Genomic DNA, 20957 nt, shown 5'->3' on the forward strand with positions numbered 1-20957 from the left:
GCGGGATTCGTTTTTATAGCAACAAAATCGGCCCTTGCCCAAACCATGCAAACAGCACATTTATAAGGAGATAAAACCATCGCTTGTTGGTTATCCGCCTTGCTATACTAAAGCTGGCAAGGGGCCTCGCATTCGTCTCCGAAAGCCGGATTCCCATCCACCTCCCGGAACCCCACAGAAAATCCTGTCAAGCCCCCCAAAATTGCAAATCGCTCATTTCAAAGCAAATAAAGCCGCGAAAAAGTGCCGATAAGTTTCCTTCACTTCGCTACACTTAAATCAGGTGAGCGAAAAACAGGGAAACCTGCTCCCATCCAGCCATCACCTCGGCATCTAACCCCTTTGGAATCAATATTTTTAGGGCTAACTCCCCTGTTTTGAATATTTTGCCTTGTTGAAATCACGCAATCGCAACAAAACAAGGCATTTATCCGGAAACATAGGGGGGAGGGGGTGACGGCCCCGGGACCGTTTCCGCGATCCTCGGGGCCATGTCCAGACTTCTGCAGACGGCCCGTAAGCCGAATTCTGTTTTAGACGATCATTCCTCTAGGCGACGCATTACTGCGCCGCTCCAGCAACCTACCCGCAGGTTCCGGCTCCCGGCAAAACCGGGTCTCTCCGCCTTGGCGCACCGGGCCGATACGCACATCCGCCGTCTGGAGAGTGACGACGAAGTCCCTGCCTATTTGGTCTTGCTCCGTGTGGGGTTTACCATGCCGCGTCTGTTACCAGACGCGCGGTGCGCTCTTACCGCACCTTTTCACCCTTACCCCCGCTTGCGCGAAGGCGGTATGTTTTCTGTTGCACTGGCCGTCCGAATGGCTTGAACCATCCGTCCCGGACGTTATCCGGCACACTGCCCTGCGGAGTTCGGACTTTCCTCCCCCGCTCTTGCGAGCGGCAGCGATCGTCCGGCCGCCTGCAGTCTCCAGTTTAGCAAGTCCGCAGCAGGAGCGAGTCAGCAAGTGAGCCAGGAGCACCGTTCGTCACAACAGGATTGACAGCCTGCGAGTGGGCTGACTATCGTCTTCCCTAAATCATTTAGGGAAGTAAATGGATGCGAGATGAGAGCACCGACTCCGGAGCGTTGCTGCAGGGCACGCTGGAGATGCTGATTCTGAAGGCATTGATGCGCGGCCCGCAGCATGGTTACGCAGTGGCCGAGTGGATTCATCAAACCTCGCAGCAACTGCTGCGCGTGGAAGAAGGCGCTCTGTATCCGGCGCTGCATCGGCTGGAGCTACGCGGCCTCCTGAAGGCCGAATGGGGAGCGTCCGAGAACAACCGTCGCGCCAAGTTCTACCAGTTGACGGCTGAGGGGAAGAAGCGGCTGAGCACCGAGACGCAGCGTTGGGCGCGCCTTTCTGCCGCCGTAGCGTTTGTGATGCAGGCTTCGTAGGAGAGCGCCGATGTCTTCAGGAATGCATGAGCTGATTGGGCGGCTGCGCTCGCTGGTTCAACGGCGGCGCCGGGATCGTGAGATGGCCGAGGAGCTGGAGTTTCACCAGGAGATGCTGCGCTCCAGGTATCTGCGCGAAGGCATGTCGGCGGACGCTGCGAAGACAGCCGCAAAGAAGCGCTTCGGCGACCAGCGCCGCTGGCACGAGCGTCTGCGCGAAGTGTGGCAGTTCCGCTGGCTCGAAGATTTGACGCGCGACGCCAGATTCTCCGCGCGCCTGCTGATGCGCTCGCCTGGCTTTACGACGATCGCCTTGCTGACGCTCGCTCTCGGCGTGGGCGCGACCACCGCGGTCTTCTCCCTGATCAACGGATTGCTGTTGCGTCCGTTGCCTGTCCCGGACGCGCAGCAGATGACCGTGCTGCACATCGACGAAGGTGGCCCACAGGCCAACTACTCCTTCTGCACTCCGTTCTTCCGTGCGCTCGAGAACAGGCACGATGCATTTGCGAATGTCTTTGCCTTCAACAACGACGTCCTGCAGGTGCGCGGAAAGGTTGGCAACGAGAACATTCCCGGCGTGCTGGTGAGCGGACAGTACTTTACCGCGATGCAGGTGGCTCCGCTGCTGGGTCGCTATCTGACGCCCGAAGACGACAAGGTGGGCGGAAGCCCGGAAGGGCTTGCCGTGGTCATCAGTGAACCGTTCTGGAAGCGATGGTTCAACGGCGAGCCTGATGTCGTCGGACGCAAGCTGGTCATTGCGAATACGCCCTTCACGGTCGTCGGCGTGATGCCGAAGCGTTTTACAGGTGCAGATCCGACGACCCAGCCGGAGATCTACGCTCCGCTATCGTCCGATCCCATCCTCGATGCGCCACGAGACCACATCCATGCAGGCATGCATGCGTGGTGGCTGACAGTGATGGCGCGGCTCGCGCCGGGCATGACGTTGCAGCAGGCGAATGCGCAGCTGCAGGCCATATCAGAGCCGATCCTGCATGCGGCGAGCGACGCCGCGAGCTACATCAAAGACGAAGAAGGCCGCTTCCGCTTCGGTGCAGAACCGGGTTCGAATGGCTTTGCGTATGTACGTTTTCTGTTCCGCAAGCCGCTGGTGACGATGTTTGCGATGTGCGGCGGCATTTTGCTGCTGGCGTGCCTCAACCTCACGAGTCTATTGATGGCACGCGGCGCAGCGCGTGAGCGCGAGCTGGCAACACGTCTCGCGCTGGGTGCAACACGCCGCAGGCTGGTGCGACAGCTTCTCATGGAGAGCCTTTTGCTGGCACTGGCAGGAACGACATTCGGACTGCTAGCCGCTCCGATGGTAAGCCATGCACTGGCGGCGATGCTGCTGGGTGGACGCCGCCCAGGTGAAAGCGTTGCACTGGATACATCACTCGATATGCGTGTCTTCCTTTTCTCTGCGCTGATTGCTGTAACCGCTTCGGTGTTGATTGGCCTCGTGCCTGCACTGCGCGCAACAGGCAGCGAACTCAACGAGCAGATCAAAGAAGGCCAGCACACCAGCCGCGCGCCTGAGCGCAGAAAGCTGTTGCCGCGTGCGCTGATGACGGCACAGGTGGCGCTCGCGCTGGTGCTGGTAGCAGGCGCCGGTCTGCTGGCAACAAGTCTGGCGCGGCTCTATCGCTCCGGTTTGGGCTTCGATCCACGCGGCGTAGTGAACATTGCTTTCAGCATGGACAAACAACAGCTTGAAGGAGACGAGCTGATCCAGCTCTACCGCCAGATCGGCGATAGCTTACGAACGCAGCCTGGCGTGAAGGACGTGAGCTTCGAGTCTCAGGTACCGCTCTCCCACAGGGGATGGAATGGAAGTTACTCCAGCCCGGCAGGCGGAGAGCACCTGATCTGGCTGAATAGTGTTGCACCGGAGTACTTCAGGACCATGCGTATTCCGCTGTTCAAAGGCCGTGACTTTACATGGAACGATACGAAGGCCAGTGGGCTGAAGATCATCCTTAATGAGTCGGCCGCGAAGCAATTCTTCCCCAACGGAGAAGCCCTCGGACGCCAGATCGTGAGCGTGCGCCAGAAGACTTCGTTCGAAGTCGTTGCGATCGTCGGCGATGCGAAGTACAAAGACGTGCGCTCGCCTGCACCAGCGGCTGCATATGTGCCCATCCAGCAGGACCAGCAGCCAAAGCTCTCGCTGAATGCCGTGTTGCGTGTAGACGGGCCGTGGGGTCCGCTGGTTGCGGCATCGCGTTCGCTGGCATCGCGGCTGGCTCCCTCGATTCCGGCGCCCGTGGTGTATCCGATAGACGAACTGATCAACAACTCGCTGGGCACGGAGAGAATGATGGCAGTGCTGGGCATCTTCTTCGCCGCGTGCGCGCTGCTGGTGACGGCGATCGGGCTCTACGGAACGCTGGCCTATGCGACTTCGCGAAGGACAGCGGAGATCGGCATTCGCATGGCGCTGGGAGCGCAGCGCTCGCGTGTGATGACGATGGTCTTTCGCGAGAACGCGGTCGTTGCGTCAATAGGTTGCATAACCGGGCTAGCTGCAGCCGTCATGCTGTCGAAGCTGCTCGCAAGCTTCCTGTACGAGACAACGCCGCGCGATCCGCTGGTCTTCGGTGGATCGATCATGCTGCTCGCGGCGATTGCATGCGCGGCCTCGTTTCTGCCTGCCCTGCGTGCGTCGCGTATCGAGCCGATCGCAGCGATCCGGTACGAGTAGTAGAGATCATTTGCCTGCGCTCTCCTTCAAAAAGCGCACGATGTCGACACGCTCCTGCGGCTTGGCAACGTGGAAGTCCATGTCGACGCCGGGCACGAACTCATCCGGTCCGGCTAACCAGTGCTCCAACGTTTTGTCGTCCCAGGTGATGCGTGCCTGACGCAACGCCGCCGAATAGCCGAAGTTCGGCACCGAGCCCGATGCGCGACCGTAGACTCCACGCAGGTGTGGGCCTTCGCGGTTCTCGTCGAGCGAGTGGCATCCGGTACAACGCTTCTCAAAGGCCAGCTTGCCGCGAACAGCATCGGCTGCCATCAGGGGTTGTCCGGCTGTCGAGATATCCGGGGACGCAGTGGAGCCACGTGCCCAGCTGGCGATGGCGTCGATCTCCGGCGCGGTCACCGTGCTGCTCCAGTGAATGAAACGGTACTGCGGGAGAGGCATCTTATGTAATTTTGTCTCGCTGAGGATTTTTGCTTTGAGCTCCTCCTGCTTGTCGGCAGAGTAGCTGTCCCACTGTGAGAGGTTCATCGCCTTGCGCCCTTCGACGATGTCGCGCTCGACCAGCCAGGAGACGGGCGCTATCCGCGCATAGAGCGGAGGCCGGGGCTGCATGGAGTGGCAGTCGGCGCACTTCGTCTCCAGTGTCGTGCGCACCGCAGCAGGGACGTCGGCGTGCTGCAGAATCGTCCCTTGTTGCCGCGGCGCAGCGAGGCCCGCATCGCCGAACGGATGCGCGTGCGCCAGCAGCACAGATGTAGCCAAAGCAACAAGGCAGCCGGCGATGATCTTGTGCGTACGGTTCATGCCTTTTCAGCCAGCGAAGAGTCGACGATAGCGAGATGGCTGTGCCGTGCGATGTAGTTGATCTTCGTGACGCCAAGCACGCTTTGCAGCTTGCCCGCTGGAACAACCATCGGGCCCGCGCTCGCAGCGGTTCCCGGTGCGGGCTGCGGAAAGGCCGTCGAAGTCGCCGTGTGGAAAGCAACATTGCCTTCCACCTTCTGCACGATCTGGTGAATGTGTCCGTTCAGCACGGTGACCGAGCCGAAACGCTTGAGGTAGCTGAGCGCTTCCGCTCCATCCTCCGTTCCCCAGCCCCACTTCGGGTAGACCATCCAGAGCGGGATGTGCGCGAAGAGGACGATAGGCGTCGAAGGCGTGAGTTGCGCAAGGTCGTTCTTGAGCCATGCCAGCTGGTCTGGCCCGAGCTTACCCATAGCATCGATCTGCTGCACGTTATTCAGCCCGATGAAGTGGACGCCCTTGTGGTCGAAGCTGTACCAGCCGTTGCCGACGGCGCCCTTGCCGAAGCGCTGACGATACTGCACGCCATCGTCGATGGCGGTGTCGTGCTCGCCGGGCACGTAGAGCGTTTCGCCGGCGCGCGCCGTCTTGATGATCTGCTGCGCGGTGTCGAACTCGGCGGCCTTCGACGACTGTGTGATGTCGCCGGTGTGCAGCAGCAGGTCTGGTGTTGTGGGCAGGTGGTTAATCTTGTCGATGGCCTGCTTCAGCGTTCCGGTTACGTCCTGATTGGCTGCTTTGTTGAAACCGATGTGGCTGTCGCTGATCTGGACGAAGCTGAACGAGGCGGCCGGTGCAGCCTTGCCTGCGCCAGTCGTTGCGGCAAACAGCTTCGACGTGGGCACGCCACCGACGACGCTCCACAGCAGGCCGGTTCCGGCCCAGGCCATGCAGCTGAGGAAGTTGCGGCGGTCGATTCCATCGCCTGCGTCAGCAGCTGCAGGTTGTGCGGCCGGCTCAGGCTCCTGGGAGACGTGCGCGAACCCGGCGTTTTCCATATGCTTCATGTGTGTGTATCCTCCGCCGATGTAAACCGCCGTCGGAGAAATTTATTCCAGCCACAGCGGAATAAATCGTTGCTCCGTCAGTTTTCGTATGCAGCGAGGCTGAGCAAACCCGAATGACCCTACTGCCCTGGAAGCGCGCAGAACGCCAACCAGAGGCCAGTCCTTCAACCTTTGAGGATCTGGCGCTGCCGCTGCTGCCTGCGCTCTATAACGTGGCAGGCTGGCTCACACGCAACAGCGGCGATGCGGAGGACCTGGTGCAGGAGGCGGTGCTGAAGGCGTTGAAAGGGTTCGCAGGCTTTGAGCAGGGAACGAACTTCAAGGCCTGGATCTTCCGCATCCTGCGCAATACGTACCTGACTTCGCGCAGCGGGTTGGCCGCGCGGCGCACAGTCGCACTCGAGGACGAACTGGACGAACGCGGCGAGGTGCTTTATCTGGAGGGAGCCATCGATCGGCAGACGCCGGAGCTGAATCTGCTTCGCCTCGCCGATCAGGAGGCCGTGATGCAGGCGATGGAGAAGCTTCCGCCTCCGCTGCTGGAGGTGGTTCTGCTGTGTGATGTGGAGGAGATGAAGTACAAGGAGATTGCCTCTGTGCTGGAGGTGCCGATCGGCACTGTCATGTCGCGCATCGCCCGCGCACGAGCGCAGCTTCGCCGGTCGCTTGAAGAGGGCCAACGTCAGTCGAAAGGACGAAACGCATGAACGGGCATCTTTCAGCCGTAACCCTGAACGCTCTGATTGATGGCCAGCTTGCGGCCGAGGAGTTGCGCGTCGCCAAGGAGCACCTGGATCGTTGCCCGTCGTGCACATCGGATGCGCTGGAGTATGCGCTGCTGAAAAATACCGTCGCCCGCAATGGACAGCGGCATACGATGCCTGCCGGTTTTGAGGCGAAGATCAGGTCACAGATTTCCGCGCACCAGGCCGCAGCAGCTTCAAGCGATAAGAGCGCCGGTCCGCGAACCGGCACGCAGCGAAACATGGCGCTAGCGGGATGGGCTGCAGCCGCAGCGTTATTGCTGTCCGTAGGGGGAGCCGTTGTGGTCGAGCAGCGAGCGCGCCTCGCGGATGCTACGGCCATGCAGACCGCGTCGCTGGCTGCTGAGGTTGTCGACCAACATGTAGCGACGCTGGCCAACAGCCAGCCGCAGGTCGTCTCGTCAGACCGCCACACCGTGAAGCCGTGGTTCCAGGGCAAGATTCCCTTCAGCTTCAACCTGCCGGAACCGCTGCCGCAGGATACGAAGCTGGACGGAGCCAACCTGGCGTATCTTTACGGCCATCCGGCAGCACAACTGCTGTACAGCATCGGCAGGCATCGCGTCTCCGTATTTCTAACGGAGCGCACGAACAGTACGCAGACGATGAAGACGCAGGAGCGTGCGGGCTATCACCTGGTCTCGTTCAGCACTGCCGATCTGGATGCCGTTGCCATCAGCGACGTCGATCCAGCAAGGCTGGCTGAGTTAGTGCGCTCGATCGAACAAGCGCAAAATGGGAGCCACTGATTCGTGGCTCCCATTCGTATGTTTAGGGCTTGGTCTTGAGGAAGGCGATCAGATCGCTGATGTCCTTGTCGGTCAGATCTGGATGCGGAGGCATCGGCGGCTTGGCATCGGGGATGCCTTCCTTCGCGACGGTGCGGACACGCTTCTCGCCGACGCGATCGACGACGCCGATCAGCGATGGGAAGACGGGCGGCATGCCGGCGCGTGTGGGTTGGTGGCAGACCGAGCAGTTGGCTGCGTAGACGGCCTTGCCGTGCACAGCGTCGCCCTTTGCGGGAGCCTCAGCAGCGGGTGCGGCACCAGCGGCCTGCGGTGCTGCAGGCTTAGCTATGCCGGCGACCTCGACATTCTTGCTGCCGGGCTTGGTCGCTGTTGCCGGAGCCAGAGGCGCAGCGGCGATCGCGGTCTTTGCCGTGTCCGTCGTGGCTGCAGGAGTCGTCGCTGGGGCGGAGACAGCCGGTGCGCTCGATGTGGATGTGGAGGATGAGCCGAGCCATGCGCCGAGGAAGTCGCGCGAGAAGCCGGTGCTCTCCTCAACAGCCGCAATCGGAACTACATGAGCGCCGGAAGGAACATCGGACGAAGCTGCGTTCTGGCTCAGCTGCAGCGCACGAATGTAAGCCGCGATGGCCCAGCGGTCTTCGGGACGGATCTGTGCAGCATAGTCAGGCATTGCGCCGTAGCCATTGGTGATAACGGAGAAGAAGTGCCCCAGCGGCGCCTGGCGCAGCCGATACGAGTGGAAGCTGGTCGCCGGATAATACCCGCGCTCGACCACCATGCCCTTGCCGTTACCCACGCGCGAATGGCACGGTGTGCAGTAGATGTTGTAGCGCTCCTGTCCGCGTTCGAGCACATCGAGCGTCACCTTGAAGGGCATACCGTCGCCCTCGGCTCCATTCACCAGGCCGGTGGTGAAGTAGCTGGCCGTCTCAGCCTGCGAGCGCGCCACCGTATTCACAACCTGCGGACGCACAGAGCGGCCATCGGCGTAGAAACTGGTTCCGCGCTGCGGAAAGAACTTTGGCTGGTCGTGCATGTCCTGGCGGCAGCCGGTGACGGCGGCGGAGAGAAGCAGCGCTCCAGCGAGCGATACGGCTTTACCGAGGGGGAGGCGAAGACTCCGTGACATAGTTTCCAGTTTCCAGTAGGTGGAGATATCGGGAGAGGATAAACTGCGCTTGCTTCCTCAGGAAAAGGCTACACAGGCGCGATAGGGTTTTGCAACCGCGCCTGTGCGATATCGAAACCAGTTCCATAACGTACGGATCATGCTGCGGATGCATCTCCAGTTCGCAGCTGACGGGGCAGAGCGAAGCCGACGGCGATCATCCAGATGAATCCCGGAAAGCGGGTCAGCGGGATTAGAGGAACAAATTTGAGGTTGAGCATCGAAAACCAGCTCAGCTCGCCGATGACGGCAACGGCAAGTCCCATGACGACAAGCCAACGCGGCAGCAGGCGATAAAAGCCCGCCGTAACCGAGACGCCTGCCGCGAGGATGCCGAAGCAGACCGAGTAGCCCGGGCCGCCGAGGCCGAACGAGACGCGGTAGAGCGCCTGCACCAGCGACGGACTGTGCCAGACGTCGGCATAGGTCATTGCCCACAAAAAGCATGCGGTTCCCATGACGTTGGCGGCAGTCAGGAAACCTCCGAAGAGGGCAATGCTGGTACCCGCGGCGCGGACGCGCAGAAAGTTCAACTGACTGACGACCGATGCAGTGAAAAGTCCAAGCGGGATCGCTGAGCCGAACTGCAGAAAGGCGCAGAGCAGAACGGCCGGATAGCGTTTGGAGAAGAAGTCGACCATCTGGTCGACGGTTGCGGCCGGGCCTGGGAAGTAGGGCATGCCACCGAAGGCCGTAACGGGAAAGAGCGAGGCCAGAAAGAGGCCAACGAAGACGAGCGCGACGAAGCCGATGTGCGGCCCGCGGAAGCGCTGGATGGGAAGCGAAGCGTTATGGGTATTCATGGAGTCTCTCCTGGACGACATGTCGTTAATCATTAACGACAGTAATTATTAATTTTGTCAATGATTAGATTTATGAAAGAATGCCCGCATGGCACGATTTGCTCCTCCTCCATCGCTTGCAGCCGGTTTTCTGATCGCCCAGGTGGGTGGGTATGCCGCCTCGCAGTTTGCCGAGGCGTTGAAACCGCACGGCTTCGCGCCGCATGATGCGGGCATCCTGCGGCTGATCGGCAATGAGCCGGCTATCTCGCAGCAGGAGATCGCAAAGCGGCTGCGAATGCATGCCAGCCGTCTGGTAGGCCTGATCGACGATCTCGAGGAGCGCGGCATGATCGAGCGCCGCCCGTCGGAGAAGGATCGCAGGCTCTATGCGCTGCACCTGACCGGCAAAGGCGAGCAGGCGCTAACGATTGTTTCGAAGGTAGGTCGCGAGCATTCGCAAAAATTGCTGGCGGTCTTGAGCGAAGAAGAGCGCGTCAACCTGAGTGGACTGCTGACGCGTGTGGCAGAAAGCCACGGCCTGGTCTCGGGTGTGCATCCGGGATACAGCAAGTTGGGCGGGAAAGACACATGAGCAGGCTGCGCACAAGTTCCGTTGCCGGGGTACTCGCCGCGCTGATTTTGGTTGCGCAGGGCGCTACACCGGAGCGCGTAGCAGGCCGCTATGTGCTTGAAGGCGAACACGAGGTTGGGTCAGAGCTCGTACTGCAGCGTGGCGGGCAGTTTGCATACATGCTGTCGTACGGCGCGGCTGACTACACAGCGCGAGGCAAGTGGCACGTTGCTGGCGAGACTGTCGTGCTCGATACGCGCCCGCCCACGGAGCCGCCATTCAAGCTGGTACGCAGCCTGCCGCTGCACACGCCTGACATTCGTGTGTGGGTGACGACGAAGAAGGGTACTCCCGTGCCGCGTCTTGAGGTGGTGCTGACGACCGAGAAGGGCGACGCAAGCGCGACAACAGACCGCGACGGCATGGCGATCTTTCCAGCGGCCAGTGCGGCGAAGTCGGTAATCATTCGCATGCCGGTCTACAACAAGGATTCCGGTGCGATCGCATTGAAAGAGTTGGACACGGATATCACCTTCGTCATGAATCCGGAGGCGATTGCAACCGTGCCATTTCATGGCGAGATGCTGAAGATCGAAGGCGATACGCTGGAGATGCTGTACTGGGACAAGACAAAACCCATGGTCTATCGCAGGCAGAAGTAGATGATCTCTTCATGCCGAATTAAGCCCCAGTGGCTAGCATCCGCTTCATGCGTTGGAAAGTTCATGCCGCCCTGTTGGTGTCATTGTTTGCCGTCTGTCTGTGCGGCTATGCGCAGGCAGGGTTTTCGGTGCGCGGCTCTGTGGTCGATCCGACAGGCAGCGGTATCTCGGGTGTGACGGTGCAGGCGAAGACCGACGCAGGGTCTGTCCTGGATCAGGCGAAGACGGACAACAAGGGTGAGTTTTTCTTTCGCAGTCTTCCTGGCGGTGATCTGTCGCTGGCGATTCCGGCATATGCGGGTTTTGCTGCAAAGACGACTGTGCTGCATCTGACCGGCAACGTCGCATCCCTTCGAGTGGCGTTGGCCCTGGAGGCTGTGCAGCAGGAGATGACGGTCGGAGCCGAGCAGGCGCTTTCGACCGATGCCTCAGAAAACCGCGACACCATAGCGACGACGGGCGACCAGTTGCGCAAATTGCCGGTCTTCGATCAGGACTATATCGCTGCGCTGACTCCGTTTCTCGATGCGTCGTCGGGGTCGTCGGGCGGTGCGACGATCATCGTCGATGGTGTCGAGATGAAGAGCGCAGGCGTCTCCGCCTCAGCGATACAGGAGGTGCGGGTCAACAACGATCCCTACTCATCGGAGTTTAATCGTCCCGGTCGCGGCCGCATCGAGATCATCACCAAGCCCGGCTCACCGCATTTTCACGGCGAGGCGAACTTTATCGTGCGCGATTCGACATTCAACGCGAAGAACTACTTTGCATTGGTGCGGCCGCCGGAGAGCCGTCGCATTTACGAGGGCCACCTAAGCGGGCCGGTCGGCAATGGCGGACACACAAGCTTTATCGGCTCAGCAACGTATCGCGAACAGAACACGGCTGCGGTGGTCAACGCGGTTGGGCCGAACGGGCCAATCATTCAGAACGTGCTGACGCCGAATCGCAACTCGCAGTACTCGATACGGGTGACGCATGACTTCTCTGACAGGCACCGGCTTTCGGTGGGCTATACCTTTGAGGGCAGCAGCAGCACGAACGCGGGCGTGGGCGGCATCACGCTGGCGGAGGCAGGCTACAATCTCAACTCACGTGAGGATGACCTGATCTTCAATGACAGGTTGATTCTGTCACCCAACCTGATCAATCAATTGCAGGTTGTCTTCGAAAAAGACGAGGATGTAACGAAGAGTGTTACAAATGCGCAGGCGATCCAGGTAAGCGGCTCATTCATCGGTGGCGGAGCGCAGGCCGACGTCGCCAAAACGGAGAACACCATCCATGTTAATGAGGTGATCACATGGAGCCATGGCCGGCATTACATTCGCGCCGGGGTGCAACTGCCGCAGTTCAGCCGTCGCGCCGTGGACGACCACACCAATCGGCTTGGTACCTATAAGTTCGCGTCGCTGGCTAATTATGCATCGCAGACTCCATACGTCTATACGGCGCAGCAGGGTGTGGGGCGTGGGCTTTACTGGATCAACGAGTTCGGCTCGTTCTTTCAGGACCAGATCAAACTGAATCGCCGCACGCAGCTGACCGTGGGTCTGCGCTACGACTGGCAGACATTTATCGGCGACAACAATAATTTGGCCCCGCGCGTTTCGCTGGCGTACTCACCGGGCAAAGGAAACACGATCCTCCGCGTGGGCAGCGGTGTCTTTTACGACCGTACGGGCGGCGACTTTCCGGCGACGGTGAAGCTTCATGATGGTGTGGTGTTGCACTCGGTGCAGGTGCAGAATCCGAAGTTTCCTGTGACCGGCATCGATCCCGGTACGCTGCCGACGAACCTCGTGCGCTTCGATTCGCACGTGCGAGCGCCGTATGCGTACCAGTACAGCGCAGGTGTGGAGCAGCGTATTCATAAATCGGTGACGCTGACAGCGGCGTATCGCGGACAGGTGCAGGCGAAGAGCTTCCGCTCGCGCGATGCGAATGCGCCGATGCTTCCTCCAGACCCGAGCCTGACGGCGGACTATCCGCGTCCCGATCTGCGCTACGGGCAGATACAGCAGATCGAGTCGAGCGGACGCACGCTGCTGAATGCGCTTGATCTCTCCTTCCGTGGGCAGGCAGGGCGGTGGTTCTCCGGCCAGGCGCAGTACACGCTGGCGAGGTTCGAGGGCAACACCGGTGGCATCAACACCTTCCCGCAGGACCAGTACCACCCAAACGCCGAATGGGGACGCTCCAACCAGGACCAGAGGCAGCGCTTCAACCTGATGGGTAACATCAACCCTGACCACTGGTTGTCGCTGGGCGTGAACGCGACGCTGTATGCCGGCGCTCCCTATACAGAAACGACGGGCAACGACTACTACCACACCGGCCTGGGCAATGCGCGGCCGACAGGTGTCGGGCGTAACACGCTTCAGGGAGGAGGCGTGGCCTCGCTGGATCTGCTCTACGGGCACGACTTCGCCATCGGCAAGACGAAGGGCGACGATGCGAGGGTAATCTCGGCGAATGTCTCGGCCTTCAATGTGTTGAATCGCACCAACTACACCAGCTACATCGGCACGCTCAGCTCCAGCCGCTTCGGCCGGCCGACGGCAGCGCTGGCCGGACGACAGCTGCAGTTCTCCGTGGGATACCGCTTTTAGCGACAGATACTGTTATTCCCGCTTACGTCTGGACAGGGAACGTTCGTCACTTCGCCAGCGTAGTTTCTTCTACGGCGGGGTAGACTGGATGTTCCCGGTACGACGCTATGGAATTTAAGGAAGCGGTAAGGATTGCCCTGCAGTCGTTGTGGGCCAACAAGCTGCGATCGATCCTGACGCTGCTGGGCGTAGTGATCGGCGTGGCCTCGGTGATTGCTGTGGTGACGCTGGTCAACGGCGCGAACGTCTACGTGGCCAGCAAGGTAAACAGCTACGGCGCCGACGTCTTCACCATCAGCAAGCAGCCGCAGATCATTACCAACTACACGGACTACGTTCGCTACCAGAAGCGCAAGAACCTGCTGATGGACGATTATCGTTACATTGCCGAGAACTGCAAACACTGTTCGCAGATCGGAGCGCAACAGACCAACCTGGGCAAGATCGTCTTCGGCACGCAGTCATCGACCGACACCGTGATTCGTGGCCAGACCTATGCGATGCCCGAGATGCAGAACATCAACATCGTGCAGGGTCGAGGATTCACTCCCACCGATGAAGATCACGCCTCGCATGTGGCGCTCATCGGGGCCGATATTCAGGAGAACCTGATGAAGGGCGACGATCCGATCGGCAAGGAGATTCGCGTCGACGGCGTGCCCTACACAGTGATCGGCCTGGGCGAGAAGCAGGGCAAGACGCTCGGCCAGAGCCAGGACAACTGGGTCGCCGTTCCGCTAACCGCGTTTCAGAAGACCTACGGCACGGCGAAGACTGTCACCATCTACGCCAAGGCAGGCACGGGCGAGCAGCAGCTGGAGACGGCAACCGACGAGGCGCGTGTGCTGATGCGCTCCTTCCGCCACGATGCTCCGGGAACCCCAGACAGTTTCACGCTCGAGACAAGCGATACCTTTGTCGGTCTGTGGAAGAGCATCAGCTCAGGTTTCGAGGCCGTGGCCGTCGCGATTGCCGGAATCTCGTTGGTGGTCGGCGGTATCGTGATTATGAACATCATGCTGGTGTCGGTAACCGAGCGCACGCGCGAGATCGGCGTAAGAAAAGCGCTGGGCGCCAAGCGCGGCGACATCCTGTTGCAGTTCCTCATCGAGTCGGCGACGATGGCGTTGGCCGGCGGTGCCATCGGCGTGGTCGGCGGCATGGGCGTGGCGCAGGTGGTCACCGTGCTGCTCGGCTTCCCTTCGTCGGTTGCGCTGTGGAGCATCTTTGCCGGGCTGGTTGTCGCAGCTGGCGTTGGTATCTTCTTTGGCGTCTATCCGGCGCGTAAAGCTGCAGACCTCGACCCGATTGTTGCGCTGCGGTCGGAGATATAAGGAGCAGGCGATGAAGATTGGCGACCAGAAAGAAGCAGTAAAGATGGCGTTCGATCAGCTGCGCGCCAACAAGATGCGCTCCGGTCTGACGATTCTTGGCATTGTCATCGGCGTGGTGACCGTGATCGCAATCTCGTCGGTCATCAATGGGCTGAACTCGAACGTCTCGGCCTGGGTGGAGACGATGGGGACCAATGTGCTTTGGGTCTTCCGCTTTCCCGTGATCGGCGTACGGCCGACGACAGAGATGCTGACGCGCAAGCAGCTCACGCGCGACGACGCGGATGCCATTGCACAGCTTCCGCACGTCGCCGCGGTCTCGCCCGGCCTGCAATACACGAATCATCAGTTCGGCCAGGGTTCCGTTACCGCGAAGTACGGCCAGCACAAGTCGGAGAATGTCTCGCTCGAGGGCGATACACCTTCAGTGACGCAGGTGTATGACTTCGACATCGCCGCAGGACGGTACTTCACCGAACAGGATGAGGAACGCGCCGCTGATGTGACCGTGTTGGGCCACGATACCGCCGAGGATTTGTTCGGCGCCGCGGAGAATCCCATCGGCAAGGAAGTCCAGATCGAGGGCAGAACCTTCACCGTGGTCGGCACGCTCGAAAAGCGCAAGGCTCCGTTCGGCGGCGGCAAAAATCCCGACGATAACTTTGCGTATTTCCCGGTTTCAACCTTCCATAAGCTGCACCCTGAGGTGCTGGACTATTGGATCAGCGTGAAGTTCGACGACCAGAAGAACAAGCAGCTGGTGACCGACGAGATTCAGGAGCTGCTGCGCCGCCGCCGCAAAGTCCGCAACGAAGCCGAAGACAACTTTGCCATCTTCGGGTCAGACTCGTTGACGCGCCTGTGGACGCAGATCACCGGCTCGCTGTTCCTGCTGATGTTCGGCCTCTCTGCTGTGGGCCTGATGGTTGGTGGCGTAGGCGTAATGAACATCATGCTGGTCAGCGTCACCGAGCGAACGCGCGAGATCGGCGTGCGCAAAGCCATCGGCGCGACGAAGAGGATCATCCTCACGCAGTTCACGCTCGAGGCCGTAACACTCTGCGCGCTGGGAGGCCTCATCGGCATCCTCGTCGGCAGCGGACTGGCCTTCGGGCTGAAGTACATCCTCTCGTCGTCCGTTTCGGTGTTCTGGGTGATTGCGGCGTTCCTCTGCTCGTGCGCCATCGGCCTGGTCTTCGGCATCTATCCGGCATGGAAGGCTGCCAATCTGAATCCTATCGACGCACTCCGGTACGAGTAGCTACTCGGTCCGCAGAGCCTTTGCGGGATCGGTGGAAGCCGCCTTCCGCGCAGGAATCATGCCCGCCAGCGATGTGGCCACGATCAGCGTCGTGATCGCCAGAAGCAGTACGCTCAGATCGATGCCCGACGCTTCATAAAGCTGCGCCTTGATATAGCGCACGCAGAGAAACGCGATGGGAACGCCGATGGCGAGGCCCAACACGGTCTGCGTCATGGCGCCGCGCATCACCATGGCGACGACACTTCCGCGCTCTGCGCCCAGCGCCATGCGGATGCCGATCTCGCTGGTCCGCCGCGCCACGCTGTACGCAGTCACACCGTAGAGTCCCACGGTGGCCAGCAGCAGCGCCAGCATGCCGAAGAGCATCGTCAGCCGCGCCAGCAGACGGTCATTGTTGAACTGGGCGGCGATCTGCTCGTCAAAGGTATCGAATCGCACGATGGTCAGGTTCGGATTGATGGAGGCCAGTGTGCGCTGCGTAAGGGCAGCCATGTTGCTGATGGGACGGTCGGTCTGGATGACGATCGCGCCGGGGTAGAGCGACTGGTCCTGCTCGATGGGCTCCTTGGCAGCGCTGGGTGGCCGCTGTACCGGAGCAATAAAGTACATGCGGTGATCCTTCCACTGCACGGCCTGGTACGGTGTGTCTTCCACCACGCCGACGATCTCGTAATCGCCCGCACTCTCCACATCGCCACCAAAGTGCCGTCCGATAGGATTTTCATTCGCGTTGAACATCTTCCTCACAAAGGCCTGGTTGACGACCGCGACCGTCGGTGAGGACGGAGTATCGTTTCGGTTGATGCTGCGTCCCATCACGACGCGCGTCCCCACGGAGTCGAAATACTCCGGGCTGACACGCACAATGGATGCATCGGACTGGAGAGAAGGCTTGCCCTGCAACTGAACGCCGGTGCCCCAGTTGTCGTCCTCCATCGGGGTGTAGCTGCTGATGCCGACATTCACGACACCGGGCAAAGCATGGAAGCGTTCCACCAGTGTCTGCTGGAATGCTTCCATCTGTGTGACGGAATAACCTGCCGCCTGCGGGTTGATATGGACGATGTAGCGGTTTCGTGAGTCGAGCTTCAGGTCCGTGTGTTCCAGCCTGCGCAGACTCTGCGAGAACAACCCTGCGCCAACCAGCAGCACCAGCGATAGCGCAGCCTGCAGGACGACCAGTCCGCGCTGCAGCAACGTAGCTCCCGAAGTGGTCGTGCGCGAGCCCGAGCGCAACGCATCGGCAGGCTCGGCCTGCGAGGCGATCCACGCTGGAGCGACACCGAAGAGCACGCCCGTCACCACCGACAGCAGGAAGGCAAAGCCCAGCACAGGAAGCGATGGGTTGGCATCGATCGGCACAGCCGTCGAATCCGGGAAGGCCAGCGCCAGCAGCATATGCGTTCCGGCATAGGCCACGGCCAGTCCGGCAATGCCGCTCAAGATGGCCAGTACGATACTTTCCGTCAGCAGCTGGCGCGCGACCCGCGTGCGGGATGCACCCAGTGCGGTACGCACGGACATCTCCACTTTGCGCGCCATGCCGCGCGCCAGCAGCAGGTTGGCAATGTTGGCGCAGGCAATCAGCAGGACGATGCCCGAGATCATCATCAGCATCTTCAGGTTCGAAGCGTACTGCTCCTGCATATGCTGGATGCCGCTACCGCCGGGCGTAAGCACAGTGTGGACCTTCGCGAGCCGATCTTTATCTTTGCTGTAGGCACGTGTGTCTGCGACGTACTGCCTGAGCAGCGCATTGATCTTGTCGTTAAGCGGGCCCATCTGCACGCCTGGCTTAATGCGCCCGACGATATAGAGCCAGCGCGAGCCGGGGTTATGAACGTAAGGCACACTCGCGAGCACAGGCATCCCCTCGATGGGGAAATAAAAGTCCGGCGGTGTGGTCATCAGGCGGTCGCCGTAGAAGCCCTTCGGCGCGATACCCGCAATGGTCACGGCCTTGGTATTCACCCAGAAGGTGCTGCCGACAATGGAAGGGTCGCCTGCGTAATCATGCTGCCAGGTCTGGTAGCTCATCACGGCAACTACAGGTGCGCCTGCTGCATCATCCGAATTGGTAATCAGCCGTCCGGAATATGGTTTGAGGCCGAAGGTGTCGAAGTAGTTGCCGGAGACAAACTCGCCCATGACCGAGCGGGCCAACTCCTGTGCGCGATCCCGCCGCACCGTGACAGGACGGTACCCAAATCCCGCCTGCATCGCGGCCAACTCCTCGAACTCCGGCACATTTTTTTTGATCTGCTCGTAAGTATTGGTGTCAAAGAGCGCGAAATCGTCGTCACGGGGAGTGCCGCTACCGACGCAGCAGTCATTGTTGTCGCCGATATGAACGAGCGTCGCCGGATCGACCACCGGCAGGTTTCTCAGCAGCACGGCATTCACCAGCGTGAAAATGGCGGCGTTCGCACCGATACCCAGAGCCAGCGTCAGTATCGCAGTCGCAGTAAAGCCGGGGGTCTTCCGCAGCTGGCGAAGCGCAAAACGTACATCCTGCATCAGTGTGCTGAACATGGGGTCGTCTCCTGGGTCGTCGATCGGGCAGACTTTGCCGTGCAGGAGAAATAGCACGTTACAGACCAAAAATAGAGCCAGCCAACTCGCACTTTTTCTGCAACTTGACTGGATAAGGGAGGATGCCGGGTGTCCATTTGCGCGCGTCGATGTCCGGAAGGGGACACCGCTGCCTGTGGTCACAAGAATAACCAGGACCCTGCTCCACATCGTCGCAATGTCGCCCCGAGCCGGTATCCTTTAAGAGAATGCTTGCGATCTGGATCGAGTGTGCAACCGCGCTGGTGACCGTGGCGGGGATCGTCTACATGGCGCTCGCGCTATGGGGTGCGCGCGACTTCGACCGCACCGTCCGCCGCCGCCCGCTCGGCCTGACATTTGCTCCTCCGGTGTCGATCCTCAAGCCCATCAAGGGCATAGACCAGCGCATGTACGCCGGATTCGTCAGCCACTGCCGTCAGCAATACGCAGGCGAGTACGAGATCCTTTTCGGCGTCTCCAGCATGGACGACCCCGCCGTGCCTGAAATCCGCCGCCTGATGGCTGAGTTTCCCGCCAGCGCCATCCGCCTGGTCGAGTGCCCCCAGCGCCTCGGCACCAGCGGGAAAGTCAGCAACCTTATCCAGATGCTTGGCGAGGCGCGTCACGAGCACGTCATCATCAACGACAGCGACATCCTGGTCTCCCCAAACTATCTCTCGCGCGTGATGCAGTGCTTCACCGCTCCCGGCACTGCAAAGAACAATGCACCCGTCGGCATGGTTACGGCTCCCTATATCGGACACACGGCCGAGCGCGCCGGGTTGTGGTCGCGGCTCGAAGCGCTCGGCATCTCGACGGAGTTTTTCCCCGGCGTCCTGACGGCGCGCAGGCTCGAGGGCGGCATCCGCTTCGGCCTCGGCTCGACGCTCGCCATGACCCGCACCGCGCTCGCCGCAGCTGGTGGCCTCGAGCCGCTGGTCGAGTGCCTCGCCGACGACTACGAGATGGGCGCGCGCATCGCCGCCGCAGGCTATCGCGTCGAGCTTTGCGACGAGGTCGTCGAAACCTCGGTGCCTGCCTACAGCTTTCGCGGTTTTGCTGAGCACCAGCTCCGCTGGTCGAGGTCCACACGCGACTCGCGCAAGATGGGCTACGTCGGCCTGGGCGTGACCTATTGCGTCCCGTGGGCGATGCTCGCGGTCATCGCCAGCGGCTTCGAGCTGTGGAGCTTTACGTTGCTCACCCTCGCAGTGCTGGCCCGTGTCTCAGTGGCGCTGGCCGTTGGCGTCGGCATCCTGCGCGACGGACAGGTGTTGCGCGATCTGTGGCTGTTGCCGCTGCGCGACCTCTTCGGTCTCGGCTTCTGGGCCTGGAGCTTCGCCGACGACACCATCGTCTGGCGCGGCGAGCGCTTTCATCTCCGTAACGGAAGGCTCGTACGTGGCTAACTCTAGGAAGGGGGCATGGTTCCCGTAACGACGCAGATACGCGTCATGCAGCCGGTATCCGGCCGCCACTCATCAAAAACTGAGTCCTTGTTTTGCCGCAAAACGTCAAAATCCTCAGTTCAAACAAGATCGGAACCTGTACACACTTTGGCGAACTATCTGATAACTGGCGGCGCAGGCTTTATCGGCTCGCATCTTGCCCATGCTCTGGTCGAGCGTGGCGACAGCGTCCGCGTGCTCGACAACTTCGAGACCGGCCTCGAGAAGAACCTCGCTCCCATCCGCGACCGGATCGACCTGCGGCGCGCGGATCTTATCGACGCTGCTGCCGTGCTCAGCGCCTGCGAGGGCATGGACTATGTGCTGCATCAGGGTGCGCTGCCCAGCGTGCCGCGCAGCGTCAAGCAGCCGCGTCCCAGTCACGAAACGAACATCGACGGCACGTTCAATGTGCTCGAAGGAGCGCGTCAGGCGGGCGTGAAGCGCGTCGTCTACGCTGCGTCGTCGTCGGCCTATGGCAATCAGCCCGGCTTCCCGCGTGTGGAGACGATGGCCCCGCAGCCGCTCTCGCCCTACGCCGTACAAAAGCTGACCGGCGAGCTCTACATGCAGGCCTACTGGCGCGTCTACGGGCTGGAGACGGTCTGCCTGCGCTACTTCAACATCTTCGGCGCCCGGCAGGTGCCCGACTCCCCCTATTCCGGCGTCATGGCGCGCTTTATCCTGATGATGATGCGGGGCGAACGTCCCACCATCTTCGGCGATGGGGAGCAGGGCCGCGACTTCACCCACATTGAAAATGTGGTCAGTGCCAACCTGCTTGCCGTGCATGCCACCGCAACTTTGGCGGCAGGTCGCGTGTTTAATATCGCATGCGGCCAGCGGCATACCCTCAACGAAACCTTCGGGTTGTTAGCAACCTTACTCGGTTTCGAGCATCCACCTATATATGGCCCTGAGCGGGAGGGGGATGTGCGTGATTCGCTTGCGGATATCTCTGCTGCTTCGCAGGCATTGGGTTACGTGCCGCAGGTAGGGTTTGAAGAAGGTTTGCGCCGTACGGTTCGATGGTACCGCGACGAATTTGCTGGACAGAAAGAAGAGTAGATCAAAGTGACGCCAACAAATTTTGCACGAACTCCCCAGTTTGCATCCGG

General features: G+C 60.7%; 16 protein-coding genes and 1 other RNA gene. 11 read left to right on the forward strand and 6 right to left on the reverse strand.

The annotated features are described in order from the left end of the window. Window positions 1–501: 501 nt before the first annotated feature. An RNA gene (gene rnpB / locus KFE13_RS10755) (RNase P RNA component class A) lies at window positions 502–926 on the reverse strand. A gap of 134 nt (window positions 927–1060) precedes the next feature. Here rnpB and KFE13_RS10760 point away from each other — a divergent pair. Next, window positions 1061–1402: a PadR family transcriptional regulator gene (locus tag KFE13_RS10760; protein ID WP_260703124.1), complete on the forward strand. Its 342-nt coding sequence runs from the start codon at window positions 1061–1063 to the stop codon at window positions 1400–1402. Window positions 1403–1412: 10 nt separating this feature from the next. Further along, window positions 1413–4112, forward strand: coding sequence for an ABC transporter permease (locus KFE13_RS10765; RefSeq protein ID WP_260703125.1), 2700 nt, complete (start codon window positions 1413–1415; stop codon window positions 4110–4112). Between the two features lie 6 nt (window positions 4113–4118). On the opposite strand, the gene KFE13_RS10770 is transcribed toward KFE13_RS10765, so the two are convergent. Continuing rightward, entirely contained in the window at window positions 4119–4919 is an 801-nt protein-coding gene (locus KFE13_RS10770) for a heme-binding domain-containing protein (RefSeq protein WP_260703126.1), read from the reverse strand. Then, the gene (locus tag KFE13_RS10775; RefSeq protein ID WP_260703127.1) at window positions 4916–5926 is read right to left on the reverse strand and encodes a metallophosphoesterase family protein; all 1011 of its coding nucleotides are present in this window, start codon (window positions 5924–5926) and stop codon (window positions 4916–4918) included. The genes KFE13_RS10770 and KFE13_RS10775 overlap by 4 nt, the downstream gene beginning before the upstream one ends. 113 nt (window positions 5927–6039) lie before the next feature. On the opposite strand from KFE13_RS10775, the gene KFE13_RS10780 reads away from it, so the two are divergent. Beyond that, entirely contained in the window at window positions 6040–6633 is a 594-nt protein-coding gene (locus KFE13_RS10780) for a sigma-70 family RNA polymerase sigma factor (protein ID WP_260703128.1), read from the forward strand. After that, complete coding sequence (locus KFE13_RS10785) at window positions 6630–7439, forward strand: anti-sigma factor family protein (protein ID WP_260703129.1); 810 nt, start codon at window positions 6630–6632, stop codon at window positions 7437–7439. Before KFE13_RS10780 ends, KFE13_RS10785 begins: the two co-directional genes overlap by 4 nt. 22 nt (window positions 7440–7461) lie before the next feature. Here KFE13_RS10785 and KFE13_RS10790 read toward each other — a convergent pair whose 3' ends face one another. Together KFE13_RS10790 and KFE13_RS10795 are read right to left on the reverse strand one after the other, a co-directional pair. Continuing rightward, window positions 7462–8571, reverse strand: coding sequence for a c-type cytochrome (locus KFE13_RS10790; RefSeq protein ID WP_260703130.1), 1110 nt, complete (start codon window positions 8569–8571; stop codon window positions 7462–7464). Window positions 8572–8708: 137 nt separating this feature from the next. After that, window positions 8709–9413 (reverse strand): hypothetical protein, encoded by a 705-nt coding sequence (locus tag KFE13_RS10795; protein WP_260703131.1) that lies wholly within the window; start codon window positions 9411–9413, stop codon window positions 8709–8711. A gap of 88 nt (window positions 9414–9501) precedes the next feature. Between KFE13_RS10795 and KFE13_RS10800 the strand changes: the two genes are divergently transcribed. The 5 genes from KFE13_RS10800 to KFE13_RS10820 all read left to right on the forward strand — a co-directional run bounded on the left by KFE13_RS10800 (window position 9502) and on the right by KFE13_RS10820 (window position 15835). Next, the gene (locus KFE13_RS10800) at window positions 9502–9987 is read left to right on the forward strand and encodes a MarR family winged helix-turn-helix transcriptional regulator (RefSeq protein WP_260703132.1); all 486 of its coding nucleotides are present in this window, start codon (window positions 9502–9504) and stop codon (window positions 9985–9987) included. Continuing rightward, entirely contained in the window at window positions 9984–10628 is a 645-nt protein-coding gene (locus KFE13_RS10805) for a hypothetical protein (protein WP_260703133.1), read from the forward strand. The genes KFE13_RS10800 and KFE13_RS10805 overlap by 4 nt, the downstream gene beginning before the upstream one ends. 47 nt (window positions 10629–10675) lie before the next feature. Next, a complete protein-coding gene (locus KFE13_RS10810) occupies window positions 10676–13240 on the forward strand; it encodes a TonB-dependent receptor (protein ID WP_260703134.1) in 2565 nt (854 codons plus the stop codon). 107 nt (window positions 13241–13347) lie between these two features. Continuing rightward, window positions 13348–14574, forward strand: coding sequence for an ABC transporter permease (locus KFE13_RS10815; protein ID WP_260703135.1), 1227 nt, complete (start codon window positions 13348–13350; stop codon window positions 14572–14574). A gap of 10 nt (window positions 14575–14584) precedes the next feature. Further along, entirely contained in the window at window positions 14585–15835 is a 1251-nt protein-coding gene (locus KFE13_RS10820) for an ABC transporter permease (protein WP_260703136.1), read from the forward strand. Here KFE13_RS10820 and KFE13_RS10825 read toward each other — a convergent pair whose 3' ends face one another. Then, window positions 15836–18370, reverse strand: coding sequence for an ABC transporter permease (locus KFE13_RS10825; protein ID WP_260703137.1), 2535 nt, complete (start codon window positions 18368–18370; stop codon window positions 15836–15838). 308 nt (window positions 18371–18678) lie between these two features. Between KFE13_RS10825 and hpnI the strand changes: the two genes are divergently transcribed. After that, on the forward strand, window positions 18679–19800 hold the full coding sequence (hpnI, locus tag KFE13_RS10830) for a bacteriohopanetetrol glucosamine biosynthesis glycosyltransferase HpnI (protein WP_313900694.1): 1122 nt from the start codon (window positions 18679–18681) through the stop codon (window positions 19798–19800). A gap of 147 nt (window positions 19801–19947) precedes the next feature. Beyond that, window positions 19948–20907, forward strand: coding sequence for an SDR family oxidoreductase (locus KFE13_RS10835; RefSeq protein ID WP_260703139.1), 960 nt, complete (start codon window positions 19948–19950; stop codon window positions 20905–20907). Window positions 20908–20957: the final 50 nt, after the last annotated feature.

Source organism: Edaphobacter flagellatus (assembly GCF_025264665.1).
GTDB lineage: Bacteria > Acidobacteriota > Terriglobia > Terriglobales > Acidobacteriaceae > Edaphobacter > Edaphobacter flagellatus.